Raw genomic sequence first — 14,935 nt, 5'->3', positions numbered from 1 at the left:
CACCCGGCCCGAGAACAGGATCGGTCGGCTCGCACCGCACCTCCGGCGATAATGGAACGATGATCAGAGCTGCGCAAATGGCAGTTCGAACCGGTCACGGCCGGATTTATGACCAAAGTGTGACGCGCGGCCGGGCGGGGACTTTCCGAGCCTCGACGCCGGTTGTACGTGGGGCCGATATGAGGAGGTCATGTGGCACGGGAATACAACCGGAATCCTGCGGCGATCGCCGCGCTGTCGCCTGAGCAGTACCAGGTCACGCAGGCGAACGGGACCGAGCGGGCATTCACCGGCGAATACTGGGACAATCACGAGCCGGGTATCTACGTGGATGTGGTGTCCGGCGAGCCGTTGTTCGCCTCGGTCGACAAGTTCGACAGTGGCAGCGGGTGGCCGAGTTTCACCAAGCCGATCGATGCCGAGAATGTGCTCGAGAAGCGGGACCTCAGTCATCTGATGATCCGCACCGAGGTGCGTTCGGCGCACGGTGACAGCCATCTCGGGCATGTGTTCACCGATGGGCCGCGTGCGGCGGGCGGGCTGCGCTACTGCATCAATTCGGCAGCGCTGCGGTTCATCCACCTCGACGATCTCGAGGCGGAAGGTTATGGGCAGTACCGAACTCTTTTCACGAAGGAGGACGCGTGAGCGACACGCGGAAGGCGATTCTCGCGGGCGGATGCTTCTGGGGCATGCAGGATCTGATTCGTAGGCAGCCGGGAGTGCTGTCGACGCGCGTCGGCTACACCGGCGGGCGCAACGATCGCCCGACCTATCGCAATCACCCGGGGCATGCCGAGGCCATCGAAATCGTCTACGACCCGGCACTGACCGACTACCGGGCGCTGCTGGAGTTCTTCTTCCAGATCCACGATCCGACGACGAAGGACCGCCAGGGCAACGATATCGGTACCAGCTACCGTTCGGCGATCTTCTACCTCGATGACGAGCAGAAGCGGATCGCGCTGGACACCATCGCCGATGTCGACGTATCGGGGCTGTGGCCGGGCCCGGTGGTCACCGAGGTAACCCCGGCAAGTGCGTTCTGGGAGGCCGAGCCGGAGCACCAGGATTACCTGGAGCGCTACCCGGACGGCTACACCTGCCACTTCCCGCGGGCGGGTTGGAAGCTGCCGAAGCGCCAGAGCGCCGCTCAGTAGTTCCGTATCGCCCTCGGCGGATGCCCGCCGGGGGCGTTCACCTATCGATTACCGCGGTATCGGGATCGGTCTCCCCCTGGCGGACGATGACGACTCCGATGAGGATGAGCGCACCGCCCAGCAACTGGACAGGACGAGGAGCCTCGCCGAGCAAGGTCCAGGCGAAGGCCAGCGCGGCGAGGACTTCGAACAGGGCGACGAACGAGGCAAGGCGAGAGCCGAGCAGGCGGGTGGCGGCGATTCCGGTGACATAGGCGACGGCGGCGGTCACCGTGCCCAGCGCCAGCACCGGAAGCCACCACGAGACGGTGAAGTCTTGGAAGACAACGGGATCGGTGCTGGCGTGCAGGGGGACGATGCCGACCGCGCCCGCCGCCAACAGGGCGAGTCCACCGACGAGCAGACCACCGGCCGCGAGCACCGTGCCCGGTAGCGTGCCATCGCCATGAGCGGAGAGCACGAAATAGGCAGCGGCCCCGACCATCGCGGCCAGCGCCCACACGACGCCCACCCCACTGGCACTCAGCCCCGAGCGCAGATCGATAACGAGCACCAGGCCGATCATCCCCAGCAGTGCGCCGAAAACCGTTGTGGTACCGGGACGTTGGCGATGACGCAACCACAGCCAGCCCACCACCGCAACCGGCGCGGTGTATTCGATGAGCAGTGCCACCCCGACCTGCATACGCGCCACGGCATTGAAATAGGCCAGCTGGGTACCGGCCACGGCGAGCATGCCGTACGCGACGATCAGGGATGCATTGCGGCGCAACAGCTCCCAGTCACCGCGCAGCCGCAGCACCGCGAACGGCAACAGTACCGCGGCGGCGACCAGCACCCGCACCGCCACCACCGCCGCCGAACTCCAGCCCGCGTTCATCAAGCCCCGGGCCAGCGGTCCGGACAGCCCGAACGAGGATGCGGACAGCACCGCGAGAATCAGTCCGGATCTCAGCCGCCGCCCGGCCTTGTCATGAGTCATCGTCGCCATGGCTAATGACGCTAAGATCGGTCGCGTAATATGTCAACATGGTCTTTGCTCATGACACCGAAGCGGCGCTGGTCGCCGCGGTCGAGCTGGTGAATTCGGCGGAGGCACCGGATACGCTGACCGAAATCGACCAGCTCGCCGAGTTTTTCGGCAAACACGCCTACACCGGCATGCACTCCGGCGATGCCGCGGAGCTGGCTGCGGTCCGCGCCATTCGCGCGCCCCTACGCCGAATGCTGACCAGCGATCGCGATACGACGGTGCGGCTGATCAACGAGACCCTGGCGCAGCATCGAGCCCTGCCGCAGCTGGTCCGGCACGGCGATGTCGACTACCACATCCATGCGGTGCCCCCGCAGGCCGCGCTGCCGGTCCGCATTGCCGTCGAGACCGCGATGGCCATGATCGATTTGATCCGCTCCGACGAGCTCAGCCGCCTGTCCCGCTGCGCCGATGACGACTGCGACGGCATCGTGCTGGACCTGTCGCGCAACCGATCCCGTCGCTACTGCAGCACCGCATGCGGCAACCGCAATGCCGTCGCCGCCTATCGCGCCAGGAAGAAATGACGCTCATTCACCCCTGGTCAGAGCTTCCAGCTCGGTGCGCAATGCCGCGACCTCGGCGGCCAGTTCATCGCGCAGCTGTTCGCGTTCCCGCAGGCTGGCGCGCAGATTCTCGACCGTATCGTGCATCGCCGCCAACTTCCGGTCGGCACCCTGCAGCCGCCACTCCACGACCGCGCGACGGTCGACCTCCGAACTCGCGATCCCGACCCATTCCACGACATAATCGAGCCACTGGGGCTGCTTCGGCATGGGCTCATCGGAATCCCAACCGCGGCGGACCGAAGGCTTCGACGAAAGCACCCGCTCCCCGCCCTGCGCGGAGTTCAGCTGCACGAGGTCGAACTTCCCGGCACTGGTCACCACCGCCGTGAGCCGATATCGCCCGGCCAGATGCATCCGCAGCTCCGCCGCACCCCGCCCATCGGCATCCAGCGCACCGAGCCACGGACCGTCCGCCGCCTCGATAATCGACGCGAGCACCCCGAGCTGCCCGACACTGCGCCGCCCCCGCGTCGCCCGCTCGAGCAGATCATCGGGCGTGGCACTCATCTGATCCCAGTGCATCGCACCTCGCCCTCTCTCGTCGACCGGCACCTACGAACATATATGCGCCGCCCACCGTGCCACGGACCGGCGCCAATCGTGTCACCGCCCAGTCGCGGATATGCGAGCGCGACGCACCGACGCCACCCATCGAAGGTGCCCGGCCGTGCCGCGGCTCACGGCTCGGCGGAGCCCTTCAGGACGTGGACGGGGACGTCGTCGGCCCAGGGTTGGCGGGTCACCATATCGGCAACATGCACTGTGCCGCGCTCGAATTCGCCGGTGGCGGCGTCGACGAGGCGGTAGGACTGGGTTTGTTTGTGGATGGGTTGGGCGTCGAGGAGGACAACGCGGACTTCACCGGGGGCGAAGTGGCAGCGTTCGTGCATGGCGGCGATGAGTTGTTCGTTGTGCATGTGGCCGTCGCCGAAGTTCCAGCCGACCGCGGTGCTGCAGATGCGTTCGCCGTCGGTGATGGTGTATTCGTCCTCGCGGCCCGCTGGCATGGCGCGGTGGACCAGGGTGAACAGGGCTCGGCCGTGGGTGTTCATGGCACGGAAGGCGTAGCCCATGAATATCGGGATCGCCGCTCGGTCCTTGCCGTAGAACCGTTCCAATTGGGCCTGCGGCATGCTGGCGATCGCGACAATGCCCTTGTTGATCTTCTCGGCGGCCGAGGGTTTGATGCACCACATCGTGGTGTCCCAGTTGCCCGCGTAGTACCGCATACCGGGCAGGAACGAAATCTGGTGCGGGAAAAGGTTTCCGGCGATCACGATGCCAGCGATCACGAGGAACAGCAGCAGCACCGGCACCGGGTGCTGCAGACTGCCGAGACCGAGATCCGCGTGCGCAACGAATAACACCAGCACGCCGAAGATCATGAAGACATTCCACTCCAGCGGCACACCCATCGGAATCGCCGTCAGGATCGTCAGGTGGAAGCACACCATCACGATTGCGGCGACCGCGGTCAACCAGCCACCATGGGAGAAGAACAGCACCAACGGAATGCCCATCTCGACGGCCGTGCCGCCGTGGGCGAAGATGCGCGACAAGCGTCCGGGCCGCAGGTCATCGGGAAATTTCTCGAAGAACTTGCGCTTGAGGGACTTTCGCCGGAATACCGGACTGTTCGACATCATGGTGGAGACCACGAACGGAAAGTGCTTGTTCAGCTTCGAGGTCGCCGCACCCATCCAGATCACCACGAAGACCAACTTCGCCGCGACGACCATATCGGCGGCGAAGAGAAAGGTGACCGCCATCGTCGCATAGACCTCGCCCCGCGCCGCCAGGAAAATCACCTTATCGCGCAGCCCGATCACTGCCAACAGACCGAGAATCGCCGCGATCTGCCACACCGGCAGCAGTCCGACGGCCGTATCCAACTCCGCTACCGGACCGGTGCCATCGGAGAACAATGCGACCGCGGTCATCACCAGCAATGCCGCGTAGAGCACGATATCCACCGGAGTGCGGCCGGTCCCCTTGGTCAGCGGAACCACCGACGGCCACGGCGGAAGCCGAATGGTCCTGGGCCGCAACCAATACAGTATCGATCCCAGCGGCGGAAAGTACCTATTGTTCAGCGGACCGAAGCCGCAACCGAGCCCGACCACCTCGAACAGCAGCGTGTACAGCACCACCTTTTCGAAGACGATCGGCTCGGACCACCAGTCACCGACGCCGGTGAATCCATCGATCCCCTTGGTGCACAGGGCGATCAGCCAGCCACCGAGGATATAGAGACAGATCTTGCCGACGTAGAACAGGTGCAGCACGACGGGCGTGCCGAACCCCACCTCGGCCCAGTGCCGGGCCATCGGGCGGATCCGCTCGCTGCGAGCGCCCTTGCTCCACTCCGCCATATCGACCACGGGCAGGTCGGGTTGGAAAAACCCCATCAAGCACTCTCCGATTCGCCGATACCGAGGCACCAAGCCGAATCAGGACCCCGATGTCCTTCGATACGTTGGCAGCTCGACCTGGTGCTGTCAATCGGGTGTCCCGGCGACCGAGACCCTCCGCGGCGTTCGCACAGGGGCGCGCTGAGCAGACACTCTCCCGACACCAACGACGAGCAGCCCACACACCGCGACAACAATCCATCCCGGTCGAGACGCGTGCGCAAGTGCGCTATCCGCCGCGCCGGTGACAATGCCGCCGGCGATGGCGATTCCGAGTGCCGCACCGAATTGCCTTGCGGAGGAGGTGATCCCACCCGCCACACCCGCCCGGTCGGCGGGCAGACCGCTCACCGCGGTGTTGGTGATCGGCGCGTTCGCGAAGCCGAAGCCGACACCGATCAGGAAGTAGGCCAGCAGTAGCAAGGCAAGACCGGTGTGGTCATCGAGGCGTACCAGGCAGAGACCACCGACGGTGATGAAGCCGCCCGCCAACAGCAGCGGCAGCCGCGGACCGACCCGCCCGACCAGAACTCCCGACAGCGGCGCGCAGACGGTGGCGGCCACTGCCAGTGGCAAGGTGACCACACCGGCCGCGACCGCGCTCATGCCTCGCGCATGCTGCAGATAGAGGGTATTCAGCAGCAACGTCGCGCTGAATGCGACGAACAGCACCACCGCGCCGACGACAGCCGCAGTGAACTGAACCCGCTGAAACAGGTGCAGATCCATCAGCGGCTCGTCCCGCCGCGACTCGAACCACACGAAACCGACCGTCGCCGCCACCACGCAGCTATAACCAACCAACGCCGCACCGGACCCCCACCCGAGCCGCGGCCCCTCGATCAGCACCGCCACCGACCCGCCGACAACGGTGATCAGCAGCACCTGGCCGGGACCGTCGAGCCGACGCGCTTGCACCGCACGAGATTCCGGCACGAATACCGCGGTCAGCACCAGGGCCACCAGGACGACCGGCACACTGATCCAGAATACGGATCGCCAACCGAGAGCCGCGATGAGCACACCACCCAGCGTGGGCCCGACGGCCATGCTCAGGCCGAAGATCGCCGCCCACACCCCGATCGCCCGCGCCCGCTCCTTGGGCTCGGTGATCGCATTGATCACGATCGCGAGCGCCACCGGGCTGAGCATCGAACCACCGATGCCCTGGACAACACGGGCCGCGATCAGCACACCGATGGACGGTGCCACCGCGCACGCAACCGAGGCCACGCCGAAGACGACCAGTCCACATTGGAACACTCGTCGCCGTCCGAAACGATCGGCGATCGCCCCCGAGGAGATCAGCAGACCCGCCAGCACGAGGGTGTAGGCGTCCACCGTCCACTCCAGATCGCGTGTCCCCACGCGTAATCCGGATCCGATCGAGGGCAGCGCGATATTGACGATTGTCGTATCGAGCCCGACCAGGAACAGGCTCAGGCAGCATACGGCCAGCACGGTCCAGCGCCTGCGTGCACTGATGGGCGGGCGTGGGGCGTTCACAGGCATGGTCATCTCCGGTCGACGATTCGGAATCGGGCACCCGATGATCCCGGCAGCAATCGTCGAACTGGCAGTTAATTTGCGGAAACCGCAAAATGGTCGAGTGGATGATGACCTGGCTCAGCTACTCGACGCCATTGGCCCGCGGCTGCGCACGCTGCGCCGGGATCGCGGCATGACTCTCGAGGCCCTGTCCGCCGTGACCGGCATTTCGGTGACCGCGCTGTCTCGCCTCGAATCCGGCAAGCGACGCCCAACCCTAGAGCTACTGCTGCCACTCGCCAAGGCACACCGCGTCGCACTCGACCAGCTCATCGCCGCACCGGCCACCGGCGATCCGCGCGTCCATCTAGCGCCGCGCCGACATCGCCGCAGCGGCAGCATTGTCGTGCCGCTGACCCAATATCCCGGCCGCCTGCAGGTCTTCAAACAGGTCATTGCACCGCGACCACCGAAGCTCGTCACCCATGCCGGATACGAATGGCTCTATGTGCTCGCGGGCGAGCTACGGCTGATCCTCGGCGACAGCGACATTGTGCTGCGCCCAGGTGAGGTCGCCGAGTTCGACACCAACGAGCCGCACTGGTTCGGTCCCGCCGATAACCGGACGGTCGAGATCCTGCATCTCTTCGGACCGCAGGGTGAGAAGCTGCGCGTGCGTGCCAACGGGCCGGTGCTGCCGGCGCACACCTAGCCCGGTATCAGCCGATCCAGTCGGTCAGCAGCTGATTGCTTCTGCCACTGCGGATTTCGGACTCGAGCCAGGTGTTGACGACGGCGTTGAAGAGGGTGTCGCCCTGCGGCAGGAGGTACGCCGTCGGGGCCGAGTCGAAGGGGGCGTCCGGGTGCAGGACTTGGAGGGTGGGGTGGGTACGTTGGCGATAGCGGCCCTCGACCGAATCGGTGACGAATACATCGGCGTTGCGCTGTTCGATCTGGTCGTAAATGGTGAGGTTATCGGGCCAGATGGTGAGTTGAGCCGCGGGAAAATTGGCGCGGGCGAAGGCTTCGTTGGTGCCGCCGCGATTGACGATCACCCGAACCTCGGGACGGTTGATCTGCTCGATGGTCGCGTAGGAATCGGCATCGGCGCGCCGGGTGACCGGGGTCTTGCCGTCGATGGATGTGGCGATGGAGAAGTCGGCGACGCGACGGCGGGCCGCGGTATCGGAGATGCCGCCGACGGCGATATCGCACTGCGCGAGGAAATCGTCGGTCAGGGTGGACCAGGTCGTCGAAATCCATTGTGGGACAACATGAAGGGTGGCGGCGAGGTCGGTCGCGAGTGCGATGTCGACGCCGCGGTAGGTGCCGTCCTCTTCGCGCAGGGTGTAGGGCGGGTAGTCGCCGGTTGTGCACACCCGCAACACGCCCGACTGCTGCACGGTGAACAACCGGGACACCTCCTGCGCCGTCGCGATGGGCCCGGTGGCGAGCAGCCAGCTCACGGTCAACAGGACGGCTATCGGCAGATATCGGAGCGGTCGGCGCATCGAGACAGGCTAACCGACCTGATAGTCGGCTGAGAACCCGACGAATGGGACACTTCCCAGTCGGTCTCGCACGTTGATACTGGTAGCAGGCCACCCACGAAGGAGTTCGACATGCACTTTATCGGAACTTTGCTCGGGTTAGCCCTGACGCTATTCATCCTGCTGCTACTCGCCCGGCTGGTATTCGATTGGATCGGGGTGCTGGCCGATGGGAACCACCCCAGCTGGGTGAACCGCGCCCGCGACCTGACCCACACCTGGACCGAACCGGTGATCGCGCCGGTCCGCCGGTATCTGCGGCCGATCCGCATGGGCGGGCTATCGATCGACCTGGCCTTCACCGTGGTCTTCATTGTCGTGCTCATCCTGCGCGCCATCGCCTTCAGCCTGTAGCACCGGCCGCCGAGGCGTTTGATGGACTGATGACCACCGACACCACCATCGCCTACGGCTCCCACCCCGACCAGGTGGCCGACCTGTACCTGCCCGCAACGAACGATCCGACACCCCTGGTATTCGTCCTGCACGGCGGATTCTGGCGCGCGGCGATCGACCGCACGCATGCCCGCCCGGAGGCACAGGCGCTCGCCGCGCTCGGATATGCGGTCGCGAGTATCGAGTACCGGCGGGTCGGCAACGGCGGCGGATGGCCGGGCACATTCGACGATGCGGCGCGGGCGCTCGATGTACTGCCCACGTTGATCGAAGACGCCCGTCCGGGCCGAATCGACCAGGACCGCATTGCGTACGTCGGACATTCGGCAGGCGGCCACCTGGCCCTCTGGGCGGCATTGCGCCATCACCTGCCGACCGACGCGAGCTGGCGCACCGAGACGGCACCACGAGTCGCCGGTGTCGTCGCCTTGGCCCCGGCGGCGAACCTGGTCGACGCCTATCACCGCGCCAATGGCGAAGGCGCGGTGGCCGAATTGCTCGGTGGCGGCCCCGACGAATTGCCCGAGCGTTACGCCGCGACCGATCCCGCGCTGCTCGGCACCGCTGACGTCCCGGTCGTCGTCGTACACGGTGATAAGGACCAGCGCCTGCCGATCGAGATGGCCCGAGAATACTGCGCGAAATCCGGTGCGGAACTCGTCGAGCTGCCGGATACCGGACACTTCGAGCTCATCGATCCCGCGTCCGTCGCATGGCCTTTCGTGGTTGCTGCGCTACGGCGCTGCCTCGACTGAGTTCTTGCGGGCGACACCACCGTAGGCGCCGGATTGTTCGGGCGCGGAATCGATATCGGAGGGATTGTCCGGCCGCCACAGCGGCGGACGCGCTCGGCCGATCCAGATCGATACGCTCAGGAGCCCAACTCGGTCTGGTCATGAAAACCTCTCGTACCGACCATATTTCGGTCGCCCCGCACCAGCGATTCGCCGACATCGGATACCGGCCATAGGCGCACCGCCGGGCTTCACGCGTGCTCCCCGGCCGGTAAGATCGGGCTCCATGGGTTGGGAAGCCGGGCTCGGTTCAGGAGGCGGCCCGAGCGCCGATCTGACCGCCCGCTGGACGGCCGCGCTCAGCGCTGGGGCCCGCGATCATGTGGTGCCGATGAGTGCGGCCGAGGCGCGTATGTTGTTGACCCGGCTGGCCCGGGGGTTCGAGAAGGCCGCCGACCCCGGCGAACCGACCGATCGGGTCGCCGAACTCGGGGCCGAGCTGGCTCGGTCGCCCTTCGTCGGCGATGAGGTGCTCGGCCGCAGCCTCGCCGTGCTGAGCGCCCATTTCACCGCCGCGGGCACCGTCGCCGCCGAACGATTGGCGCAGTTGCTCGGGGCCTTCGCGAACGGGTATGTCCGTGCACTCCGGGCCTGGCTGCTGGCCGAACACGAGAGCCACGACCAGCTGACCGGCCTGCCGAACCGAACGAAGTTCATCGACGCGCTCACCGCCGCCTTCGCCGATCCCAGCGCCGCATTCGGCCTCTGCTATATCGACCTCGACCACTTCAAACTCGTCAACGACACCTTCGGGCACGCGGTCGGCGACGAACTGCTCATCCAGGCCGCGGCCCGCCTGCGCGCCCGAGCCCGGCCCGGCCAGCTCGTCGCCCGCATGGGCGGCGATGAATTCGTCATCCTGGTCCCCCAGGTCAACGCATCCGACCGGACGGCCGAGGTCGCGCAGACCATGCTCGACGCCTTCACCGACCCATTCGATATCCACGGCCACCACCTGAACGTCAGCGCGAGCGTCGGGGTAATGGCCGGACGTGCCGACCACCGCAGCGCTGATGAACTCCTGCAGGCCGCCGACACCACGATGTACCGGGCCAAGGCCGCGGGCCGCGGGCGGTACGCGGTCTTCGACGCCGACCGCGGCCGCCGCGAGCACACCCGCGCCGAACTCTCGGCCGCCATGCCCGCCGCCCTGGTGCGCGATGAACTCTTCGTCGACTACCAGCCCATCGTCGCCCTGGCCGACCAGCGGATGGTGGCGGTCGAGGCCCTGGTGCGCTGGCGGCATCCCGAACTGGGCGTGCTCACCCCGGCGCAATTCGTCGACCTCGCCGAGGACAACGGCCATATCGGCGCATTGGGCGCGCAGGTACTCGAGCGCGCGTGCCGCGACAGCAGCGACTGGCACTGCCGGTTTCGCGAGCACACGCCGATCGTCAGCGTCAATGTCTCCGCCGCCGAAGTGGCCGATCCGACCTGGTTGGACCGGGTGCAGCGGGTTATCGCCGAGACCGGAACAGCGCCGGATCGGCTACAACTCGAACTGACCGAGCGGGCGTTCATGCACACTACCGGTCGGCCGCTGCGGGCATTGCGCACCCTCGCCGAAGCCGGAATCCGTATCGCCATAGACGATTTCGGTACCGGCTATTCCAATCTCGCCTACCTCGGCCAACTCCCACTCGATGTCGTCAAACTCGCCGGCCCGTTCATCCGCTGCATCCGCACCCCGGAATCCCCCGGCGCCACCGATCTGCTCGTACTTGAATCGATCGTCGAACTCACCCACGCCCTCGGCTACACCCTGACCGCCGAATGCGTCGAAACGCGGTACCAGGCCGACCGGCTCGCCGCACTCGGCTGCGATACCGCACAGGGTTGGCTGTTCCACCGCCCGATGCCCGCCCATCAGGTCACCGATCTGCTCGCCGCGACCAGTGTCCCCGCGGGCGAGTGATCGGGCCGACGATATTTGCGTCAGATCGTTTGGGCTGCATCGGCATTGACCAATGCAAGCAGGAATTCGGCGGGTACGTCCGGCCATTCGGGATGCCAGCGGTCCGCGAGCTGATCTTCGCGCACCGCGGCGATCGTGGCCACGACATATGGTCCCCCGTCGAGCAGATAGCGGACCGACCCGAGTTCGGCACACTGGGCGGCCACCGTTACCAGCAGGGTCTTGGCCGCATCGGTGCGGCCCGCGGCGGCCAGGCAGGCGATCAGCAATCGGCGCGCCTTCAGCAGTTCTCTCGGACGCTCGACCGATTCGAGCAGGTCGACCCACTCCCGCGCCCAGATGCAGGCGAGTTCGGTCTTTTCCGGCGATCCCGCGGTGAGCAGCAGCCGGATCGCGGTGAATTCCTCGTACAGCACGGTGAATTCGTCGATCGGGTCCACCGGCTTGCGGCGATTCCCATAGTCGACGACGGGCAGTGGGCCGAATTCCGGATGCGGCGGTAGACCGAGCCGCAGCCGCTCGTTCTCCACCTCCGCGCCCAATCGCGGCAATGACATCGAACGGGCAACGCGGGCACCCTCGTTCAACCTGCGAATGGCGGCCGCGCGATCTCCGCGCAACGCTTTGATGCGGGCCCCGACGACGTAGCGCGCCAACTTGAAATCGACAACGCCCGCCTCGGGGCCCAGTTTGTACCCCTCATCGAGCAACCGTTCCGCCTCCGCGACTTCCCCACGTTCGTACAGCAATTCGCCCAACAGGGATCCGGCCAGGCGCGCGCCGTAGGAGTGACTTCCGCCGGATTGTTTGGCCACCTTCATCGCCCTGCGGAAGTACTGCTCGGCCCTGGTGATATCGAGCTGCAGGCTCGCGGCGAGTCCGAGAAAGCACAAACCGTTGACGTTGTTGTAGAAACCCTTGTTCTGCCGCATATACGGCGCGGACCACTCCTGAATGCGCAACGCCTCGTCGAAGTCGTAGCGATAGCCGGCGGCGAAGGTCGCGACATTCGCCCCGATCGCGACCACGTACGGTGACAGTTCTTCGGCCCGGAAGAAGCTGGCGGCCAGCATATCGTCGACACCGGCGAGCACATCCGCGCGCACCTGCACCACCGCATGCACCACACCGGCCTCGGCACGCAGACGCGCCGTTGTTTCCCCGTCGAATTCACCGCTGTCCACATTCGATTCGGCCAGCCGCAGTGCGCGTGCGGCCGGTCCGGCACGGTGCAGCAGGATATTCGCCCACGCCAGATCCAATTGCAGCCGAGGATGGGTTTCGATAATGCTGGCGGGCAGTTTGTTGACCAGACCGATAAGGGTGGCGAACTGCCCGTACTCGAGCAGTGACATACCGTCGCGCTCGACGATCTCGATGGCCCGCTGCTCATCCTCGGCCAGCAGGGCGTGATCGACCGCCTCGCTGACATGCCGATGCTCGGCCAACCACCGCGACGCCGCCCGGTGCAGTTCGACGATCCGTTCGGGCCGATCACGTTCCAGCCGCTGCAGCAGGAAATCCTGGAACAGGTGGTGGTATCGGAACCAGTTGCCGTCATCGAGTTTGCGCAGGAACAGATCCTGGAGTTCGATCCGCTCCAGCATGGCCTGCCCATCCACTACGCCGGTGAGCGCCGAGGCGAGTTCACCGCAGATCCGCGGCGTGATCGAGGTCGCCACCATGAAGTCGAGCATGCCGGGTTCCAGGGTGTCCAGGACGTTCTCGACCAGGAATTCGCTGATGGCGTGGTGGCGTCCGGTCAGATGGCTGATCAGCTCGCCGGGATCATCGCTGCCGCGCAGCGACAGTGCCGCCAGTTGCAGTGCCGCGACCCAGCCCTCGGTGGATTCGGTGAGATCCTCGACATCACCGCGATCCAGCTCCAGCCCGCCCAGCTCCACCAGGAATAGGTACGCCTCCTCGGCATCGAAACGCAGTGCGTCAGGACCGATTTCGACCAGCTCGTCGCGGGCCCGCATCGAACTCATCGGCAGCCCCGTCCGACTGCGGCTGGTGATCACCACATGCAGTGTCGGACTACAGCCTTCGATCAGATACCGCAGCGCGCGGGTGGTCGCGGGATCGGTGGCGCGGTGCCAGTCGTCGATGACGACGACGAGTTGTTCACCGCGCCGGTCGATATCGTTGATCAGCGAGGTCAACACATAGCGTTCGCATTCGTCGCCGTGCTCTTCGAGCAGTTCGCCGAGTTCGCGCGCCAGCGACGGCCGTTCGGCGCGAATCGCTTCGATCAGGTGGGAGAGGAACCAGACCACGTTGTTGTCGTCATTGTCGACGGTCAGCCAGGCGACCGCCACGTCGTCCGCGCTCAGCGCCTGGCACCATTGCGCGGCGAGGGTGGTCTTGCCGAATCCGGTGGGGCCGTGGATGACCGCGAGTCTGCGGTTGCGTCCCTGTTGCAGCAGTGCGATGAGCCGCTGCCGGTCGACCAGCGGGCGGTTGGCCACCGGCGGCCGCAATCGCGTGGCCGGCACGGGCGGCGTGATGGTCGAGCGCATTCCGGAAGTGCGGCGGCGACCGGTCGCGGGCGGTGTGGGTGTCGGGCGTTGTCCGACGGGTTCGGCGGCGGGCAGCGGGATCCGCATCTCGTCGGGCGGCAGACCGTGCCGTTCTTGGATCTCGCGCAGCTGTTCACCGAAATCGGCTGCGCTGGACGGCCGTTCGTCGCGCTCGCGGGACATCGCGCCTTCGATCGCGGCGGTCACATCGGCGGGCAGACCCGCGTCGCCGAGGTCCGGAATCGGATGCTTGGTGATGCGGAGGAACTGTGCGACCAATTGTTCGCCGCTGCGTCGTTCGAAGACCGCGTGGCCGGTGCTCGCGCAGAACAGGGTCGAGGCCAGGCTGTAGATGTCGGCGGTCACATCCGGGACGTGTCCCTGCAGCACCTCGGGTGCGGTGAAGGCGGGTGAGCCGGTGATGGTGCCTGCTGTTGTCTCGAAGCCACCGACCAGCCGGGCAATGCCGAAATCGGCCAACTGCGGCTCACCGTATTCGGTCAGCAGGATATTGCCGGGTTTCACATCGCGGTGCAGCATGCCGCGCCGGTGCGCGGTTTCCAGGGCACCGGCGATCTTCACCCCGATATGCAGCGCCGCCTGCCAACCGACCGGACCGTGCTCCTGGATGCGGGCGTCCAGTGAACCGTGCGAGTGATAGGGCATCACGATGTAGGGCCGTCCGGTCGCGGTGGAGCCGACCTCGAAGACGCTGACGATATTCGGATGTCCGGAAAGTTTGCCCATGGCGAGTTGTTCGCGGACGAATCGTTCGAGATTCTCCGACTCCAGATCGGCGGTGAGCACCTTGATGGCCACCGTGCGATCGAGTGCGGGCTGGGCGCAGCGATACACCACCCCGAAACCGCCGCGTCCGATCTCGACGGCGTCGATGAACCCGGCAGCGTCCAATTCCGCCGCGAACCCTGAGGTCAGGTCGCGTTGCGTGGAAAGCGGATCGATGTGCGCCACGACGACCTCGATACAACAATCAACCAGTTACTTCGAGGATATTCCCGTCGCCACGATTGTGCGCGAGCTCGCCCGAGATGGTGATGCAACTCCCTGTGGTGCACGCGATCCGGAGCGCCGAATGT

Annotated in this window: 13 protein-coding genes; 7 read left to right on the top strand and 6 right to left on the bottom strand. The window is 66.0% G+C overall.

The features are described 5' to 3' along the window. Positions 1 to 192 precede the first annotated feature (192 nt). Both msrB and msrA read left to right on the top strand, forming a co-directional pair. Positions 193 to 648, top strand: a complete 456-nt coding sequence (gene msrB, locus ACWEO2_RS21035) for a peptide-methionine (R)-S-oxide reductase MsrB (RefSeq protein WP_452406849.1) — start codon at positions 193 to 195, stop codon at positions 646 to 648. Beyond that, positions 645 to 1,160 carry a peptide-methionine (S)-S-oxide reductase MsrA gene (gene msrA, locus ACWEO2_RS21030; protein ID WP_354951254.1) on the top strand — a complete coding sequence of 172 codons (516 nt, stop codon included), beginning with the start codon at positions 645 to 647 and terminating at the stop codon, positions 1,158 to 1,160. The genes msrB and msrA overlap by 4 nt, the downstream gene beginning before the upstream one ends. Before the next feature lie 37 nt (positions 1,161 to 1,197). On the opposite strand, the gene ACWEO2_RS21025 is transcribed toward msrA, so the two are convergent. After that, positions 1,198 to 2,151, bottom strand: coding sequence for an EamA family transporter (locus ACWEO2_RS21025; protein ID WP_452406848.1), 954 nt, complete (start codon positions 2,149 to 2,151; stop codon positions 1,198 to 1,200). Positions 2,152 to 2,189: 38 nt separating this feature from the next. Here ACWEO2_RS21025 and ACWEO2_RS21020 point away from each other — a divergent pair, with 38 nt between their 5' ends. Beyond that, positions 2,190 to 2,720, top strand: coding sequence for a CGNR zinc finger domain-containing protein (locus ACWEO2_RS21020; protein WP_452406847.1), 531 nt, complete (start codon positions 2,190 to 2,192; stop codon positions 2,718 to 2,720). A 3-nt stretch (positions 2,721 to 2,723) separates the two neighbouring features. Here ACWEO2_RS21020 and ACWEO2_RS21015 read toward each other — a convergent pair whose 3' ends face one another. From ACWEO2_RS21015 to ACWEO2_RS21005, 3 genes are all read right to left on the bottom strand, one after another. Further along, complete coding sequence (locus ACWEO2_RS21015; protein WP_452406846.1) at positions 2,724 to 3,269, bottom strand: hypothetical protein; 546 nt, start codon at positions 3,267 to 3,269, stop codon at positions 2,724 to 2,726. A gap of 170 nt (positions 3,270 to 3,439) precedes the next feature. Continuing rightward, positions 3,440 to 5,170 carry a DUF3556 domain-containing protein gene (locus ACWEO2_RS21010; protein ID WP_452406845.1) on the bottom strand — a complete coding sequence of 577 codons (1,731 nt, stop codon included), beginning with the start codon at positions 5,168 to 5,170 and terminating at the stop codon, positions 3,440 to 3,442. 90 nt (positions 5,171 to 5,260) lie between these two features. After that, entirely contained in the window at positions 5,261 to 6,685 is a 1,425-nt protein-coding gene (locus tag ACWEO2_RS21005) for an MFS transporter (protein WP_452406844.1), read from the bottom strand. A gap of 37 nt (positions 6,686 to 6,722) precedes the next feature. Between ACWEO2_RS21005 and ACWEO2_RS21000 the strand changes: the two genes are divergently transcribed. Next, positions 6,723 to 7,373 (top strand): helix-turn-helix domain-containing protein, encoded by a 651-nt coding sequence (locus tag ACWEO2_RS21000; RefSeq protein WP_452406843.1) that lies wholly within the window; start codon positions 6,723 to 6,725, stop codon positions 7,371 to 7,373. Between the two features lie 7 nt (positions 7,374 to 7,380). Here ACWEO2_RS21000 and ACWEO2_RS20995 read toward each other — a convergent pair whose 3' ends face one another. Further along, positions 7,381 to 8,172: a transporter substrate-binding domain-containing protein gene (locus tag ACWEO2_RS20995; RefSeq protein WP_452406842.1), complete on the bottom strand. Its 792-nt coding sequence runs from the start codon at positions 8,170 to 8,172 to the stop codon at positions 7,381 to 7,383. Positions 8,173 to 8,283: 111 nt separating this feature from the next. Here ACWEO2_RS20995 and ACWEO2_RS20990 point away from each other — a divergent pair, with 111 nt between their 5' ends. The 3 genes from ACWEO2_RS20990 (at position 8,284) to ACWEO2_RS20980 (ending at position 11,316) form a co-directional block, all read left to right on the top strand. Continuing rightward, complete coding sequence (locus ACWEO2_RS20990) at positions 8,284 to 8,565, top strand: YggT family protein (RefSeq protein ID WP_452406841.1); 282 nt, start codon at positions 8,284 to 8,286, stop codon at positions 8,563 to 8,565. Between the two features lie 29 nt (positions 8,566 to 8,594). Beyond that, positions 8,595 to 9,362: an alpha/beta hydrolase family protein gene (locus ACWEO2_RS20985; protein WP_452406840.1), complete on the top strand. Its 768-nt coding sequence runs from the start codon at positions 8,595 to 8,597 to the stop codon at positions 9,360 to 9,362. Between the two features lie 265 nt (positions 9,363 to 9,627). Then, positions 9,628 to 11,316: a putative bifunctional diguanylate cyclase/phosphodiesterase gene (locus ACWEO2_RS20980; RefSeq protein ID WP_452406839.1), complete on the top strand. Its 1,689-nt coding sequence runs from the start codon at positions 9,628 to 9,630 to the stop codon at positions 11,314 to 11,316. A gap of 20 nt (positions 11,317 to 11,336) precedes the next feature. On the opposite strand, the gene ACWEO2_RS20975 is transcribed toward ACWEO2_RS20980, so the two are convergent. Continuing rightward, positions 11,337 to 14,810, bottom strand: a complete 3,474-nt coding sequence (locus ACWEO2_RS20975; protein WP_452406838.1) for a protein kinase domain-containing protein — start codon at positions 14,808 to 14,810, stop codon at positions 11,337 to 11,339. Positions 14,811 to 14,935: the final 125 nt, after the last annotated feature.

It is taken from the genome of Nocardia sp. NPDC004278, assembly GCF_053602975.1.
This window is presented reverse-complemented; position numbering and strand designations above follow the sequence as displayed.